Source organism: Oceanimonas doudoroffii (genome assembly GCF_002242685.1).
GTDB lineage: Bacteria > Pseudomonadota > Gammaproteobacteria > Enterobacterales > Aeromonadaceae > Oceanimonas > Oceanimonas doudoroffii.
Map to the genome: position 1 here is coordinate 1522089 of NZ_NBIM01000001.1, position 16567 is coordinate 1538655.

At 61.1% G+C, this 16567-nt stretch carries 18 protein-coding genes; all 18 read right to left on the bottom strand.

What is annotated here, in order from left to right:
* Window positions 1-789, bottom strand: a complete 789-nt coding sequence (gene fliR / locus B6S08_RS07055; protein ID WP_094200017.1) for a flagellar biosynthetic protein FliR — start codon at window positions 787-789, stop codon at window positions 1-3.
* Between the two features lie 147 nt (window positions 790-936).
* Window positions 937-1206: a flagellar biosynthesis protein FliQ gene (fliQ, locus tag B6S08_RS07060; protein WP_094200018.1), complete on the bottom strand. Its 270-nt coding sequence runs from the start codon at window positions 1204-1206 to the stop codon at window positions 937-939.
* Complete coding sequence (fliP, locus tag B6S08_RS07065) at window positions 1206-1952, bottom strand: flagellar type III secretion system pore protein FliP (RefSeq protein WP_094200576.1); 747 nt, start codon at window positions 1950-1952, stop codon at window positions 1206-1208. Before fliP ends, fliQ begins: the two co-directional genes overlap by 1 nt.
* Window positions 1939-2304 carry a flagellar biosynthetic protein FliO gene (fliO, locus tag B6S08_RS07070; RefSeq protein WP_094200019.1) on the bottom strand — a complete coding sequence of 122 codons (366 nt, stop codon included), beginning with the start codon at window positions 2302-2304 and terminating at the stop codon, window positions 1939-1941. The genes fliP and fliO overlap by 14 nt, the downstream gene beginning before the upstream one ends.
* A complete protein-coding gene (gene fliN / locus B6S08_RS07075) occupies window positions 2301-2699 on the bottom strand; it encodes a flagellar motor switch protein FliN (protein WP_094200020.1) in 399 nt (132 codons plus the stop codon). Before fliN ends, fliO begins: the two co-directional genes overlap by 4 nt.
* Window positions 2699-3754, bottom strand: coding sequence for a flagellar motor switch protein FliM (fliM, locus tag B6S08_RS07080; RefSeq protein WP_094200021.1), 1056 nt, complete (start codon window positions 3752-3754; stop codon window positions 2699-2701). Before fliM ends, fliN begins: the two co-directional genes overlap by 1 nt.
* Window positions 3755-3761: 7 nt before the next feature.
* Window positions 3762-4241: a flagellar basal body-associated FliL family protein gene (locus tag B6S08_RS07085; RefSeq protein ID WP_094200022.1), complete on the bottom strand. Its 480-nt coding sequence runs from the start codon at window positions 4239-4241 to the stop codon at window positions 3762-3764.
* Window positions 4242-4270: 29 nt separating this feature from the next.
* A complete protein-coding gene (locus B6S08_RS07090) occupies window positions 4271-6157 on the bottom strand; it encodes a flagellar hook-length control protein FliK (RefSeq protein WP_094200023.1) in 1887 nt (628 codons plus the stop codon).
* A gap of 112 nt (window positions 6158-6269) precedes the next feature.
* Window positions 6270-6707, bottom strand: coding sequence for a flagellar export protein FliJ (fliJ, locus tag B6S08_RS07095; protein WP_094200024.1), 438 nt, complete (start codon window positions 6705-6707; stop codon window positions 6270-6272).
* Complete coding sequence (gene fliI / locus B6S08_RS07100; protein WP_169716371.1) at window positions 6707-8038, bottom strand: flagellar protein export ATPase FliI; 1332 nt, start codon at window positions 8036-8038, stop codon at window positions 6707-6709. The genes fliJ and fliI overlap by 1 nt, the downstream gene beginning before the upstream one ends.
* On the bottom strand, window positions 8025-8834 hold the full coding sequence (gene fliH, locus B6S08_RS07105) for a flagellar assembly protein FliH (RefSeq protein ID WP_094200026.1): 810 nt from the start codon (window positions 8832-8834) through the stop codon (window positions 8025-8027). Before fliH ends, fliI begins: the two co-directional genes overlap by 14 nt.
* On the bottom strand, window positions 8831-9874 hold the full coding sequence (gene fliG, locus B6S08_RS07110; RefSeq protein ID WP_094200027.1) for a flagellar motor switch protein FliG: 1044 nt from the start codon (window positions 9872-9874) through the stop codon (window positions 8831-8833). Before fliG ends, fliH begins: the two co-directional genes overlap by 4 nt.
* On the bottom strand, window positions 9867-11507 hold the full coding sequence (fliF, locus tag B6S08_RS07115; RefSeq protein ID WP_245849847.1) for a flagellar basal-body MS-ring/collar protein FliF: 1641 nt from the start codon (window positions 11505-11507) through the stop codon (window positions 9867-9869). Before fliF ends, fliG begins: the two co-directional genes overlap by 8 nt.
* A 77-nt stretch (window positions 11508-11584) precedes the next feature.
* Entirely contained in the window at window positions 11585-11899 is a 315-nt protein-coding gene (gene fliE, locus B6S08_RS07120) for a flagellar hook-basal body complex protein FliE (protein ID WP_094200029.1), read from the bottom strand.
* Window positions 11900-11979: 80 nt separating this feature from the next.
* Entirely contained in the window at window positions 11980-13311 is a 1332-nt protein-coding gene (locus tag B6S08_RS07125) for a sigma-54-dependent transcriptional regulator (protein WP_425435325.1), read from the bottom strand.
* Window positions 13308-14339: a sensor histidine kinase gene (locus B6S08_RS07130; RefSeq protein WP_245849823.1), complete on the bottom strand. Its 1032-nt coding sequence runs from the start codon at window positions 14337-14339 to the stop codon at window positions 13308-13310. Before B6S08_RS07130 ends, B6S08_RS07125 begins: the two co-directional genes overlap by 4 nt.
* A gap of 59 nt (window positions 14340-14398) precedes the next feature.
* Entirely contained in the window at window positions 14399-15850 is a 1452-nt protein-coding gene (locus tag B6S08_RS07135) for a sigma-54 dependent transcriptional regulator (RefSeq protein WP_094200032.1), read from the bottom strand.
* Between the two features lie 300 nt (window positions 15851-16150).
* Window positions 16151-16534 carry a flagellar export chaperone FliS gene (gene fliS / locus B6S08_RS07140; protein WP_240919642.1) on the bottom strand — a complete coding sequence of 128 codons (384 nt, stop codon included), beginning with the start codon at window positions 16532-16534 and terminating at the stop codon, window positions 16151-16153.
* Window positions 16535-16567 lie beyond the last annotated feature (33 nt).

Sequence of the window (16567 nt, forward strand, 5' to 3'; positions counted from 1 at the left end):
TCAGCCTCCCTCGCAGGTCAGTCTCAGGGTGTCACACATCACCTGCTGCATGCGCAGCCATTGATTTTCGAAATGATCCATAAAACCGCCCAGGGTCAGCCACATGATAAACAGGCCGCATACCATGCTGATGGCAAAGCCCACGCTGAAGATATTGAGCTGGGGGGCGGCCCGGGTCATGACCCCGAAACTGAAGTTGATCAGCAGCATGGCCACGATGGCCGACAGCGACATGGCCACCGCCGCCTGAAACAACAGTGTCAGCAAACCGGCGAGGTTCTGCCAGTCGCCGACCGTCAGCCCACTGACGGCCACCGGCACTGAGGTAAAGCTGAGCACAATGGCCTCGATCATCACCAGGTGGCCATCAAGGCCGAGAAACAGCAGGGTGCCCAGCATCAGGTAAAGCTGACCCACCACCGGCGCCGACTGACCATTCAGGGGATCGACCATAGAGGCAAACCCCAGGCTGGTCTGCATGGCAATAATCTGGCCGGCGGTGACGAAGGTCTGCAGCAAGAACTGGGACAGCAGGCCAATAACGGCGCCGATCAGCACCTGCTGAACGGTGATCAGAAAGCCTGCCATCGAAAACAGCTCCACCGCCGGCATCGGCGGCAGCACCGGCGCCACCGCCAGGGTCATGGCCACCGCCAGCAGCAGCCGGGTATAAACCGGCGTAAGGTTGGCACCAAACATCACCATGGTCATCATCAACCCGGCAATGCGGCACAAGGGCCAGAGGTAGGAGGCCAACCATTGCATCAGCTCGGCGGTGGTATAACTCAAACATTCACTCCTGCAAAACAAGCTGTAAGCAGCCCGAGCGAGTGGGTGGCAAGACTTCAGTTACAACCTTATTTGTGAGGCAAACTCGGTTCCCGCAAACAATTGGGGTTGTCTTCTAGCTTTCGTCTTAAAGCTTCCAGTGATGTCTTACCCGATAACCTGAGGGATCTGGCCGACCAGCTCGTGAAAATAATCAATCAGCATGCCAAACCCCCAATGGGCGCCCACGGCCAGGGCGCCCAGGGTCACCAGCAGGCGGGGCAGAAAACTCAGGGTCTGCTCGTTGATGGAGGTGGCGGCCTGAAAGATGGACACCAGCAGCCCCACCGCCAAGCTCGGAAAAATGACCGCCGACACCAGTACCGTGACCAGCCAGAGGGCGCTGCGGAACAGATCGACGAAGGTTTCCGGGCTCATTACGGGGCTCCCAGTCCAAAGCTGGTGGCGAGGGTGCCCATGATCAGGTTCCAGCCGTCCACCAGCACAAACAGCATCAGCTTGAACGGCAGCGAGATCAGCATGGGCGACAGCATCATCATGCCCATCGCCATCAGTATGCTGGCCACCACCAAATCAATCACCAGAAACGGCAAAAACAACATGAAGCCTATCTGAAAGGCGGTTTTCAGCTCGCTGGTAACAAAGGCCGGAATCAGCACGCGCAGCGGCACCTCGGCCTCGCTGTCCACCTGCACATCGGCAATATTGAGAAAGGTGTCCAGATCCTTGACCCGGGTCTGGGCCAGCATAAAGTCGCGCATGGGCTGCTCGGCCCGGGCCAGGGCTTCTTTCGAGCCGATCTCTTCCGCCAGATAGGGCTGCAGGGCCTCGTTGTTGACCCTATCCAGCACCGGCGACATGATGAAAAACGACAAAAACAGGCTGATGCCGATCAGCACCTGATTGGACGGACTCTGCTGCAGCCCCAGGGCCTGACGCAAAATCGACAGCACCACAATAATGCGGGTAAAGGACGTCATCATGATGACCACCGCCGGCAGAAACGACAGCGCCGTCATCAGCGCCAGCACCTGCAGGGTCAGGCTGTATTCCTGGCTGCCGTCCGGGTTGGTGGTCACCGTTACCGCCGACATGCCCTGCTGGGCCAGGGCGGGGGTGGCACACAGCAACAACAGCGGCAGCCAGCGGTTAATGCGGCTCATGCTGCCCACCCGTCAATTTCCTGCCGGCCTGGGGCTCCGCCAGTGGGTGCTCCAGCTTGCCCAACCGGTTGATGTTCTGGGGGGTGATGCCCAGCAGCCACTGCTCCTCGCCCACCTGCACCACCACCAGTTTCTCCTTGTGGCCCAGGGCCAGGCTGGTTACCACCCTGAGCTGGCGATTGCCGCCCAGCGCCGGTAATTTAAGCCGCCGCACCGCCCAGCCCAAAACCAGCAGCAGGCCAATGACCAGCGCCGACGACAGCGCCCATGAAGTCCACTGAATGTCGGGGCCGCCCTGAGCGTAAAGAGGGGCACTGGTGGCCAGCAGCAGGTAAACCGGTAACTGCCTCATTTGAGCTTTTTGATCCTTTCGGTCTGGCTGATCACGTCGGTCAGGCGAATGCCAAACTTGTCGTTCACCACCACCACCTCGCCGTGGGCGATCAAGGTGCCGTTGACCATGACGTCAAGGGGTTCCCCCGCCAACCGGTCCAGCTCCACCACTGAGCCCTGATTGAGCTGCAGCAGGTTGCGAATGCTGATCTGGCTGCGACCCACTTCCATGGAAATGGTCACCGGAATATCCAGTATGGTGTCTAACTTGCGCCGCTCCTCCTGAGTGATGGGGGCCTGGCCATCATTGCTGAAGTCGTCCAGCTCGGCCTTTTTCACCTCCCCGTCCTGCTCCGCCATGGCGTCGCCCCAGATATCATCCAGCTCATTTTGATCGTTCTGCTCGTCGCTCATTATGCGTCCTCAATGGTTCTTTCCAGTTCTTCCAGCTCGGCCTCGCCGTCAATGCGCACCCCACGGCGGGTGACTTCATGCAGTTCGGTCTTGACGGTTTCGGGGCGTTTTATCTTTTCGGTAATGCGAATCGCCATTTTTTCCTGAGAACGGCCCAGCTGGGCGCGAAAGGTGGGCAGGTCTTCCACCGACACCAGCAGGTGTTCGGGCATGTTGATGGGAATAATATCGCCGGCCTTCCAGTCCATGATGTCGCGCAGGCTCACCTGCTTTTCCAGCAGGCGGGTCGCCATGTCCACTTCCACATCGAGAATTTCATCCCGCAGGGCCTTGCCCCAGCGCAGATCGTTTTCTCCCTTGTCGCTCTGCACCCCGGCGTCGAGCAGCTCGCGAATGGGCTCCAGCATGCCGTAAGGCAGGGTCACATGAAAGTCACCGCCGCCGCCGTCAAGGTCGATATGAAAGGAACTCACCACCACCACCTCGGTAGGGCTGACGATATTGGCCATGGTGGGGTTCACCTCGGAGTCCAGGTACTCGAACCCCACGTCCATCACCGGCGCCCAGGCTTCTTTATAGTCTTCAAACACCAGCTTCAACAGCAACTGAATCACTCGGCGCTCGGTGGGGGTGAACTCCCGCCCTTCGATCTTGGCGTGGCGGCCATCGCCGCCGAAGAAGTTGTCCACCAGAATAAACACCAGCCGGGCTTCCATGGTGACCAGGCCAATGCCCTTGAGCGGTCGAAAGCGCACCATGTTCAGGCTGGTGGGCAAAAACAGCGAATGCACATATTCGCCATACTTGATCACCTGCACACCATTGATGGATACCTCGGCGGTGCGCCGCATCATGTTGAACAAACTGATGCGCATATGGCGGGCAAAGCGCTCGTTCACCATTTCCAGGGTCGGCATGCGCCCGCGCACAATGCGATCCTGGGACGAGAAGTCAAAGGACGCCACGCCCCCTTCGGAGCCGACTTCCTCTTCTTCGACGTCGTCTACCCCGTGCAGCAGGGCATCGATTTCATCCTGAGATAACAGATCGCTCACAAGTCACCTATTGCATCACTATGCTGGTAAACAACACTCGCTCGAACAGCCGCTTTTCCAGCACCTCGGCGGTGGCGTGGTTCAGCTCGTCGAGCGCCTCTTTTCGCAATGCCTGCTTGCTGGCCGCGGTAAGGTAATTGTCGGCGCTCTGACGGCTGAACACGTCAAGCAGGGTGCTTTCCAGCAGGGGCAAATGTTGTTTGGCCAGCTCGGCGTTGGCCATGCCCCTGACCATCAGCTGGGCTTCAACCTGTACCAGCCGATCCCGAGTGCCACCGGGTACACTGAATACAAAGGGCTGGGTCAGACTCACATACATGGCCTGATTGGCGGCAGGATCCGGCTCGGTACTGGCGACCGGCTCGGCCGGCGTCATCAGCAGCCAGGCCGCGGCCCCGCCACCGCCGGCCAGTACCACCAGCAGCACTATCCAGATCAGCTTGCGTTTATACCATGCCACCTTGGGAATGGTGAGGTTTTCTGCCATGCTCTGCCCTTATATATAAACCATTGATATCATGCAAAAAAATCAATTCTGCCATCGTTGAAAAAGGTGTTCGCCCCGCGGGAGCCATAGGCCGCCTGGTCTTCACTCGGCCCCTGCTCAAACGGGGATGGATTATGCCCCCTTTCCGGACCGGTTGCATCCTGCCCTGAGGCCCCGTTCTGGGCGCCGCCCTGCTGGCCGGCAAAACCGCCCACCTGCCCCTGGCCAAGCTGAATACCCTGCTGGCCCAGCATGTCTCTGAGCCTCGGCATGGCCTGCTCCAGCAGTTCCCGGGCCTGAGGATGCTGCGCCTGGATATGCATGCTGAGCTCGCCCTGCTCAAACCTGAGCTGAATGCGCATGCCGCCCAGCTCGGACGGATTCAGACGAATGTCTGCCTGTTGCAAATCCTGACTCACCATCACCTGCACCTGTTGGCTCAGCTGGCGGGCATTCTGCTCCGGTGAGGCCTGGTGCAGGTTGAGCATGCGTTCCCCCAGGGGCTGAGGCACGCGCTCTGGTGCCGGGGCGGCGTCCCGTGTGGCTGCCGTCGTCGTCACCAACTGTGGATCGCTGACGCCGGCGGCCGACCGGGTCACGGCATCACCGGCTGTTCCCTGAGCAACCAGAGAAGCACTGGCCGATCGCTCGCTGAGCGGCAGTTCCTCGCCACCCTCGGAACCCTCTATTGTCCCGGCGCTGAGATCAATGGCCGCCTGCTCGTCGCCGTCATTCGATTTGAGGGCAATCTCGGCATCCCCCTTGACGCCGGGCTCCGTCGCCTGGCCTTGTTGGGTCTGCTGCCAGCGACGACCGTGCTCGATCTGGGCCAGCCAGTCGGGCGTGGCCGTCCTTTCCTGCCGAACCGAAGCAACATCCTGCCTGGGCGCAATCGCCGGCTCTGCCTCCGTCTCCCCCGTCATGTCCGGCCCCTCGCCGGCCACGGTATTCACCGGGACGGGCGAAGAAGCTCGCGCAGTTTCAGCCTGCTCCGGTGCTAACGGGGAGGCGCGGCCGGCCTGTTCAGCCGCCGGTGGCTGAGCACCTGAATGACGGATGTCTGAAGGCTGTTTCGGTAATGCCTCTGCCCCGGCGTCGTCGGCCCCAACCGGGGGCGCCACCTGAGCAGGCTGGTCACCGGCCTTGCCGCTGGAAGAAATCGTGGTAGTAGCGCGTTCGCTTCCACCGGTCATACCGGCATGAAGGGCGGCAGCGGGAATTCCTTTGTCGCCCGGCCCCGCCGTTTCCGCCTTGGCGGCCACAGGGGGCGGATTACCACTCGGCGGCTCTTCGGGCTGCGCCTGGGTGGAATGCTGCCCTGGAGAGGAGGCCTTTACTGCAGCCTGTTGAGCCGTTACAAAGGATTCGTTTGCCGCCGAGCTGCCGGTTTTTGCCGGTTTCATATCCGGTTCGGCGCTATCTGCCGAGGCGTGATCGTCCTGCCAGACGGCCTGAGCAACCGGCTGAGCGGGCTCCCTGCGGCCCTGGAGCAGTGGTTCGGCATGCGCTTCCGGCAGGTCGGCGGCTGCCGTTGCCGCCTCCGGCAGCGGCTTGCCGCCCACTGCCGCCGCGGTGGAAGGGATCTCCTCGGCCGGCACCGCGGAAACGGCATCGCCAGCCGCGAAGCCTTCCTTGGTATCGCCCGGACTTGAGTCGGTCTCGTCACTCTCGGCCGCTTCGTTGGTTGTTGCATCGACCGTTGACAATTTATTGGCGCCGGACTCAGTGGATTCAGCCATAACCCGCTCTTCGCCACTGTCCGCCCCCGGAACGGCCGGCATGCCCTTGTCGCCGGTTTCGGCGCCGGCCTTGCTCAGCAGTTCGGAAAAACCGGATGGCTTTCCCGCCTCGCCCGGCTGCAAAGCGGCCCTTGACGAATTCATGCCGCCGAACAGGGCGGGAATGACTGTGGTCATGCTGATCCCCTGATTGTCGCTGTGGCCGGTGCGGCCTCGATACTGTTACTTCAAAAAAAAGCAATTTATGTACCAACTTTATAACGCGTAAGCGAGGGCGTGAGTATGATCACTAGAGCGGCTTGCGGTGAAAGCGGTAAATGGCGAGGTTGTCGAGCATTTTCTGCTCCTGGCGGGCGGCTTCCTGCTGCTTGCGTTCGGCCTCACGAGCCAGCAACTTTTCAATGGCCTGCTTGCGGGTACGTACCGCCAGCCAGGCATTGCGGCTTTGTTCCAGCTCGTCCCGGGCTTGTTGCAGGCCCTGCTGCTGCTGCTGCTGGGCGATTTCCAGCTTGTCGATAAAACCGCGAAAGTGGCCAAACTGATGGGCTTCCAGGCCGCTTCGGCCCCGTTGCTGAAAGGTCTGTACATACTGACGCTGATACTGGCTCAGGGTCTGCAGCTGCTGCTCCATGCGTTGCAGTTGCAGCTGGGCGACGTTCATCTCGGCCGCCGCCTTGCGCTCTTCGCCGTCGAGCTGTTCAAGCAGCAGGTTCAGGGCCCGGCTCATCAGCCGGCCCTCAGCAGCGGCATGGTCACCACTTCCAGCTCTTTCAGGCAGTCATCAAGGCCAATGACGTCTGTCATGCCCTGGGTCAGAAAGCGGTCGAGCCGGGGCCGAATGGTGATGGCCATGTCAAGCCGGGGATCGGCGCCACTCTTGTAGGCACCGAGGTTGATCAGGTCGTGATTCTGCTGATAGAGGGCGTAGGCCTGTTTCAGTGCCCGGGCCTGTTGCTGGTGCTCAGGAGTGGTGACCGCCGTCATTACCCGACTGATGGACTTTTCAATGTCGATGGCGGGGTAATGGCCGCTGTCGGCCAGCTGCCGCGACAGCACAATATGGCCGTCGAGAATGGCCCGGGCCGCATCGGCGATGGGATCCTGCAGATCATCCCCTTCCGTCAGCACGGTAAAAAAGGCGGTGATACTGCCCTGCCCCTCGGCACCGTTGCCGGCCCGCTCCACCAGCGCCGGCAATTTGGCAAACACCGACGGCGGATAGCCCTTGCTGGCCGGCGGCTCGCCCACCGCCAGGGCAATCTCCCGCTGAGCCTGGGCATAGCGGGTCAGGGAGTCCATCAGCAGCAACACATTCAGCCCCTGATCCCGATAATATTCCGCCAGGGTCAGGGCGGTCTCGCAGCCCTTGAGCCGCATCAGCGGCGAGGCGTCGGCGGGGGCCGCCACCACCACGGCCCGGGCCCGGCCCTCATTCCCCAGAATGACGTCGATAAATTCCTTCACCTCCCGGCCCCGCTCACCGATAAGCCCCACCACCACCACGTCGGCCCGGGCTCCCCGGGTCATCATGCCGAGCAGCACGCTCTTGCCCACGCCGGAGCCGGCAAACAGCCCCATGCGCTGGCCCTGCCCCACGGTCAGCACCGAGTTGATGGCACGAACCCCCACATCCATGGGCGCATCGATGGGTTTGCGCGCCATGGGATTGAGGGGGCGGGAGACAAAGTCGGCGGTGGTGGAAGTATGTATCGGCCCCTGTCCGTCCAGGGGCTGGCCCACGCCGTCGATCACCCGGCCCAGCAGTGCCATGCCCACCGGAACACCCGCGCCGTCACCTGCCGGCGTGACCCGGGCTCCGGGGATCACTCCCTTTAGGGACTCACTCGGCATCAGGTAGAGCTTGTCATCGGCGAACCCGACCACTTCCGCATCCATCTCGCCAAACTGGGTCTGCACTCGGCACTGGCTGCCCACGGCGGCGGTGCACCCCACCGCTTCCAGGGTCAGCCCCACCACTCGGGTCAACTTGCCGCTGGCGGCCAGGGGCGGCGCCAGACCGGCGCACTGATAAGCGGTCAGACGCTCAGCCAGCGTCATGGAAACGGCTCCAGTTGGCCTTGATGAAATTGGCCATGAGCGCATCAATGCGTTGTGCCAGGTTTACATCCAGCTGCGACAGGGGGGTGATAATTTTCAGCTCGCCCCGAGCCAGGCCCGGCTCGGCAATAAATTCCCAGCCCCGTTTTGCCCGGGCGTCCTGATCGTAATGGGCCTCCAGCATCACCAGATCTTCGGCATGCAGGTAAAAGGTCAGCGGGCCATTCTGGGCCGGCAACGCCTTCAAGGCCTCCTGTACCGTGGCTAGCAGCAACTGCGGGGACGCACTGGCCTCGGCCTTTAGCAGGTTGCGGGCGAGCTCCATGGCCAGGGTCACCAGGCTTTGCTCCACGGTGTGATCAATTTTCGACAGGGGGGCCTGCAGCTGCTCCACCAGGCAGCTCCAGTGTTCCAGCTGCTGCGCCACCTGTTTTCGGCCTTCGGCCAGTCCCTGCTCCAGCCCCTGTTGCAGGCCGGCCTGAAGGCCTTCCTCCATGCCCTGCAGACGCCCCTCTTCCCGGCCTTCGGCAACCCCCTGAGCCTTGCCTTCGGCATGGCCTTCCTCAAAGGCAGCCTGACGAATGCTTTCCAGGGCCTCTGCGGTAAGGGGTTCGGGTGCCGGCTGCTCGGGGGCAGCCGGCACGGCCTCCCTGGGCTCGGGCTCGGCCCGCAGCCGCAGGGCGGCGCTGCGCATCTGCTGACGCTTGCGCTCAATCTCAAGCTCCGGCCACTGCCAGGCACTGTTGTCCTGGGCGTCGGCCTGAGTGCGATCTTCGGTGTGCTCCGGGTTACTCATACGTAATCATCCCCGCCGCCCTTGGACAACATCAGCTCGCCGCTGTCGGACAGCCGGCGGGCGATGGCGAGGATCTCGCGTTGGGCGGTTTCCACATCGCTGACCCGTACCGGCCCCATGGCTTCCAGATCTTCCTGCAGCATGTCGGCCGCCCGTTTGGACATGTTGCCCAGAAACTTTTCCTTGAGCTGATCGTCGGCGCCCTTGAGCGCCCGTTGCAGCAGATCGGCATCCACTTCCCGCAACAATACCTGAATGCCCCTGTCGTCCACGTCGATCAGGTTTTCGAACACGAACATCAGATCCTGAATCTTCATGCTCATTTCCTCGTCCTGCTCGCGAATGGAGTCCATCAGCGCGCCTTCCACCGAGGTGTCGAGGTAGTTCATGATGTCGGCCGCGGTCTTCAGGCCACCCATCTTGGCCGCCTTGGCGTTGCTCTTGCCGACAAATTGTTTTTCCATGATGTCGTTAAGCTCCTGCAGCGCCGCCGGCTGCACTTCTTCCAGCTCGGCAATACGCATGACCAGATCCAGCCGCATGGGCTCGGGAAACTGTTGCAGAATGGCCGCCGCCTGATCCGCGTCCAGATACGACAGCACTATGGTCTGAATTTGCGGGTGTTCATTATGAATAATGCCGGCCACCTGTCGGGCATCCATCCATTTGAGTGAGTCGAGGCCACGGGAGCCGGCGCCGGCGGCGATCTGGTTAACCAACCGGCCCGCCTTGTCTTCACCCAGGGCCGCCACCAGGGCGTTGCGCACAAAGTCCTGGCTGCCCACGCCTATCTTGGTAAAGCGCTGAATGTCTTCAATAAACAAGCGGTGCACGGCGTTGACCCGATCGGGGCTGAAATCTCCCAGGGCAGCCATTTTCATGCCGAGGCGCTGCACCTGCTTGGGATCCAGGTGGCGAAAGATCTGTGCCGCGTCTTCTTCACGCAGGCTCAGCATCAGCAGGGCCGCCCTTTCGGTGCCCGTCATGCGGGACAGCAGCTGGCGCTGCTCGTCGGTAATTACCAGCCCATCATCACTCATCGCTCTGCACCCAGTCTTTGATTACCTGCGCCGCCAGATCCGGCTCGTTACCCACCAGGGCGCGCACCGCCGCCAGCAGATCTTCGTCCTTATTGAGGTTGGGCAGCTTGAGCTGGCCGTCCTTGATGCCAAACATGCCATCTTCCAGCTCAGCCTGTTGCGACAGCAGGCTGAGCTCATCGCTGCCGGCTAGGGCACTCTGGCTGTCGAGATCCACCTCTTCGCCTTTCTCATCCATATTGAGCAGCCGTTTCACCATGGGCCGCACCAGCGCCAACAGCAACACCACCAGCACCAGCACGGCACCAACAATGCGAGCCAGTCGCCAGAACCAGGACTGCTCATAGAAGGGCACTCCGGCCACCGCCTCCAGGTCGGGGCGGTTGAAGGACATGCTTACCACCTCAATGGCATCCCCCCGGCTAACGTCAAAACCCAGGCCGCCTTTAAGCAGTCGCTCGATACGGGCCAGCTCGGGAGCCTCAAGGGGTACCCGCTCCAGGCTGCCGTCGGCCTGGGTCACCGTTTTGTAGTCCACCGCCACGGACACCGTCAGCCGGCGAATATCGCCCACGGCGTTCTCGGTGTGGCGAATGGTGGTGTCCAGCTCAAAATTACGGGTGGCCTCACGACGGTTGCGCTCGGTGGCGCTCTGCTCTGCGGCCTGGCCGGCTTCCTCGGGTATATCCGCATCCATCGGCGGCTGGTTGGTCAGGGCACCGGGAATGCCGATGGCGCCACGGCCACTGGTGTTATCTTCCATCACCATTTCCGAGCGAACCGCGGGCATGTCGGGGTTGTAGGTCTTGACCGTTTGCTGCTGCCGACGAAAGTCCAGTCGCAGATCTACCTCCGCCGTGTAGTTGCCAAGCCCCAGCACCGGGCTGAGAATGGCGTCAATCTTCTGGCGGTATTCCGCTTCCTGCTTTTGCTGCAGCTCAAACTCACGCCGTGTGCGGGCAGACATGGGATCCTGGGAGCCGGAATTGAGCAGGCGGCCGTTCTGATCGGTGACCGTGACCCGGCCCGGGGTAAGATCCGGCACCGCCGATGCCACGGTATCCACAATGGCGTCCACTTCTTCCTGGCGCAGGGCACCGCCCCGGCGCAGGTTGAGTACCACGGTGGCGCTGGGTTTGCGCTTGTCGCGCACGAAAACGTTTTCTCTGGGAATGGCCAGCAACACCTGAGCCGAGGACACACTGTTATATTGCTCGATCACCCGGGCCAGCTGACGCTCTCGGCTGAGATTGAGACGCTCCCGCTCCAGCCGTTGACTGATGCCAAAGCCGGGATCGGAAAGCAGTATGCTGTCGCCTTCGGGAGGCGCCTGGGTCAGGCCGGAACGACGCAGTCCCAGTTGAATGTCGGCGTATTGATCCGCGCGCACCAAGACGCTGTTGCCGTCAATCGCGTATTCCACCTTCTGGGCGTCCAGGTAATCGAGGGTTTCGATCAGTTCCTGGTTGCCGTATACCCCCAGCGGCCGCATTTCGGGCTCCTTGCCCCACAGCAGCACAAACACCGCCATGGCCAGGCAGATGGCCAGGGCCAGCACAATCACGATCTGGCGCAGCACGTCGGTGTTGCCCAGCAAGGCAAAGGGCGTACTCTTACGCTCTTCCGCCTCCATGGAGGCCCCCTCGGTATTGGCCGGAAGCGTGTTTTTGTCGGTTTCCGCCAGCGGATTGTCAGCCACCCGTCAGCTCCTTACACCGGCATGTTCATAATGGTTTTGTAAGCATCCACCAGTTTGTTGCGCACCTGCACGGTGGCCTCAAAGGCAATGCTCGACTTTTGGGCCGAGATCATCACCTGCTCCAGCCCCACGGCAGAGTCACCCAGCTCAAAGCGGGTGCGCAAATCACTGGTGGTCTGCTGCAGGCCATTGACCTTGTTCACGGCCTGCCCGAGCAATTCGGCAAAATCCTGTTGAGGGACGGCACCCTGAACCGGGGTCAGGTTTCTGGCCTCCCCCTGCATTGATTGCATTTCGGCCAACAGCGCAGCGGCTTTGATATCCATGACGTTTGGCTCCTCAATCAGTAAATGTCTGGCATTCACGCATACTAATGCAAAGCTCGGGCCAGTTCATCTTTTCGGCGTCAGGCGGGTACGTGAATACCCGCTTCCCGCATGCGTGCCAACTTGTAACGCAGGGTGCGCGGGCTGATGCCCAACTGCTCGGCGACCTCGCGCCGACTGCCACCGCTGCTGTGCAGCGCCTGAAGAATAATGCGGTGCTCCTGACACTCCAGCTCTTCGCCCAGCTCCTGGGGACCGACCTGGGGCGCCGGTGAAATTCGCGTTGCCATTTCGTCCAACAAAATGTCGCCATCGCCTATATCCTGGCCGACACACAGGATCAGCGCCCGCTGAATAACGTTGTCGAGCTCGCGTACGTTGCCAGGCCAGTGCCAGCCCCGCAGCCGAGTTTCCGCTTCGCGTGACAACCTGACGCCATGCCGCCCCTGCCGTTCGGCATGACGGCCCAACAGAAAACGGGCCAGCGGCAGAATGTCGGCGGGGCGCTCGGCCAGGGCCGGCAGCGTGAGCGGAAAGACATTGAGCCGATAGTAGAGATCTTCACGAAAGCGCCCCTCGCTTACGGCGGCCCGCAGGTCCCGGTTGCTGGTGGCCAGTACCCTGACATTAAGACACAGTGACTTGCGTCCGCCCAGGCGCTCCACTTCCTGCTCCTGCAGCACCCGCAACAGCTTGGCCTGCAGCGCTACGTCCATTTCGGTGATCTCGTCCAGCAGCAGGGTGCCCTCATTGGCCAGCTCAAATTTGCCCGGGCAGGCCTGCACCGCCCCGGTGAAGGCCCCCTTTTCATAGCCAAACAGGGTGGCTTCCAGCATGTTGTCGGGAATGGCGGCACAATTGATGGCCACAAAGGGGCCCTCGGCACGCCGGGAATGGCGATGGATAAAGCGCGCCAGCACTTCCTTGCCGGTCCCGCTGGGCCCTGTGATCATCACGCTGGCATCGGTGCTCGCCACGCGGGCAGCCAATTGCAGCAACTGACGGCTGACGGCGTCTTCCGCGACCGGATCCTGCTCACCGCTCTCGACCGGGCGCACAAAGCGCTGAACACGCTCCAGCAAGGCCGCCGGCGTAAAGGGCTTGGCCAGGTAATCCACCGCACCGGCACGCATGGCCGCCACTGCCCCCGACACCTGAGCATGGGCGGTGATCACCAGCACCGGCAACCCGGGCAGGCGCTCGTTTATCCAGTTGAGCAGAGACAGGCCATCCATGCCCGTCATCTGCACATCGGTGATCACCATTCGTACCGGTGCCTGCTGCAGACACAGGATGGCGTCTTCGGCACTGTCCACACAGCGACAATCAAGACCGGCCAGTTCCAGGGTGTCCTGCAGCGCCTGCTGCAGGCCGGTATCGTCTTCCACAATCAGAATATCGGTGTTCATCATGCCTCCTTTTGCTGCGCCAAAGGCAGCCACAGGCTGAAACAGCTGCCCAGCCCCGGTGCGGAGCTGACCTCCACACTGCCCTGGTGGGCGCGCACAACCGACGCCACCGCCGCCAGTCCCAGGCCGGTGCCCTGACTGCGGGTGGTGAAAAAGGGTGTGAAAATTTGCTGTTGCAGTGCGTCATCCATGCCCTTGCCATTGTCGGCAAGCCGAATAAAGGCCAGATCGCCTTGTTGCCCGACCGTCAGCGTCAGCACATCGGCGCCCGCTTCCAGCGCATTTTCAAGCAGGTTGAGCACAATACCCTGCAGGCTGTTGGCGTTACCCAGAATCACCGGCTGTTCCTCAGCCTTGCACTCAAGCCCGGCCTTGCCCTGCAACAGTGGTCCTGCCGCCTCGGCGATCGTATTCAACAGCTGAGCAAGGCTAAGTGGTGTTGCCAGGGCCGCCTGATCGGGCCGGGCGTACAGCAAAATGTCGTTTATTTGACGCTCAATGTCGGTCAACCGATCCATCAGCCGCTGCTGAAACCGCGCCCGCTGGGCCGAATTGAGCTCCGGACTCGCCAGGTTGGCGCCATAGAGCATGGCCGCCGACAACGGGGTACGAACCTGATGGGCCAGAGTGGCGGCCATGCGCCCGAGTGCCGCCAAGCGCTCGGCGTGGCCCTGCTGTGCGGCCCAGGCCCGGGTTGGCGTGAGATCGGTCAGCTGCACCAGCTGCCCCGGCAGCCCCTGTAAATGGGAAATGGCCAGCTGCACCCGGCGGCCGTTTTTCAGTGACACCTGCAGGCCGTCGTCGGGCCGGGGCGCAAAAGCCCGAGCGATCACCTCAAGCCAGGGAGTATTGAGCAGGGGATCTCCCAGCAGCTCACGGGCGGCGGTGTTGGCCCGGCTAACCACGCCCTGGCCGTTGACCCACAGCAAACCGCCGGGCATGGTGTGCAGAATTTCGTCAAGCCGCTCCGGCCCCAGCAGGCTGAGCCAGCGGGCATCGGCAGTAGTTGAAATGGAAGTTGGAAGCGTCATGGCCTGCATTATTCAAGATGTGTGCCAGATACAACGCCCTGCCGCAGCCCCAATGGGCCTCATTCTCGCCCGATACCGTATTTTTTTATTTTTTCCACCAGGGTGGTGCGGCGCATGCCCAGATGCTCCGCGGCCCTGGCCACCACGCCGTCGCTGGCGTCCAGGGCGCGACCGATCATCTCGACCTCGATACCCGCCAGCATTTCCTTGAGGTTAATGCCTTCATCGCCCAGCTCAGGCATGTGAGCGTCTCCGTTGACGCCCGCGGGCACCTGCGCCTGCATTTCCATATCAAAGAAGCTGGCGACTTCATGGTCGACATCAACGCCGTCACCACTGAAGATGGATGCCAGCGCGGCCTGCTCATCCATGTCATCAAAGGACTCAGGCACATGATCACCCCGGTATTTTTCCGGCAGATCCATGGGCTCCACCTGCTTGTCCGGACACAGGATCATCATGCGTTCCACCAGATTTGACAGCTCGCGCACGTTGCCTGGCCAGTGATAACCCTGCAGGGCATGAACCGCCGCCGGCGTGAACCCCAGGTCCACATGATGCACAGCCCGGTGGCGCTCAATCAGCTCGGTCAGCAACAACGACAGATCGTCCCGTCGCTCCCGCAGGGGGGGCGCGGTAATGGGAAACACATTCAACCGGTAATAGAGATCTTCCCGAAAGCGCTGTTCCCGAATCATGGATTCCAGATCACGGTGAGTGGCGGCAATGATGCGCACATTGGCCTTGATGGGCCGGGTGCCTCCCACCCGCTCAAAGGTACGCTCCTGTAGTACCCGCAGCAGTTTCACCTGCATGGGCAATGGCATATCGCCAATCTCGTCAAGAAACAGGGTGCCGCCATTGGCCAGCTCGAAACGCCCCTTGCGGGCCGACACGGCACCGGTAAAGGCCCCCTTCTCATGGCCGAACAGTTCGCTTTCCAGCAATTCCGCCGGAATGGCGCCACAGTTGATGGGCACAAAAGGCCCCTCGGCCTGTTGCGACAACGAATGAATCGCCTGGGCTATTACCTCCTTGCCGGTGCCGGACTCTCCCAGCAGCAACACATTGGCCTGCTTGCCTGCTACCTGACGGATCAGCCCCTTAACGGCCTGCATGGAGGGACTTTCACCCACCAGCAGCTCCTTCAGGCACTGCTCCTGCTTATGGCTTTGTGCCACCGGACGCCAGTGCTCGGCCTGGCCCAGCAAACGAGTCAGTTCGTCATAAGTGAGATCATTCAAGGTACCCAGCAGGTTGGCCGCCGTTACACGAAGGGGCTCAAGGGTAATAAACACATGCTGGGCATGCTCTTGCAGCAGTTCTTCGGGTAGAGAATCCGTTTCCCCCAGCAATACCGTCATGGTGTGTGGTTGCTCCCGCAAACACGCCAAATCGTTGGCGCGACTGCCACTGCGCCACTCGACCTGCATAAAGGAAAGGATAGCTTCCAGTCTTGACCGCCGTTCCTGGTTATGATCCATGATCAAGACACAGCCGTTAAAGCCCATAAAGTAAATATCCTTTACATTCAGTTAGTTATTAGGTTTTTATTGCGAACGCCATCCCTGACCCAGGTACCAGCTTAACACCTTGACGGCATCAAAATGAACCATATGAGTCGTAATTCTGACACAGGCGTCAAAACAACTCGACAAAGATAGGCGCAAAAAGTGGATCTGAATTGATCTGGATCAAATATTACAGGGCAAAGATGTTTTTTTGACTACAACAATGGGGCTGAATGGCAGGAACCACATAAAAATGACGACAAACCAGCCCCATACAACATTCCGGGGCTGGCTAAGGGATCAGGCAGGAACTTGCTGCTGCTCCATGGGAATGGCGTCCCAACTTTCCTTGATATCACGCAGCAGGCCACTGATGGCTTCCAGCCGCTCTACGCTGTTCTCGCTGTTGGCCAACACGAGTTCACCCATGATGAACTCATACAGGTTGTCGAGATTGGCGGCTATCTCGGCGCCTTCCTCATGGTTCAGTGCGGCACGCAATTCGGCCACGATGGCCATGGTCGCTCCCAACAACTCCCCCTGTTCGGCAGGTTTGCCTTGCTCCATGGCAGAACGAGCACGGGCCAGGCGCTCCAGTGCGCCCGAAAGCAGCATCTGCACCACCTTGTAGGGAGAAGCTAGGGTTTTCTGGCTGTCCAGGGCCACGGACTTATAGGCTTTCATTGAGCCGCGCATAGGCACTTACTCCTAAATAAT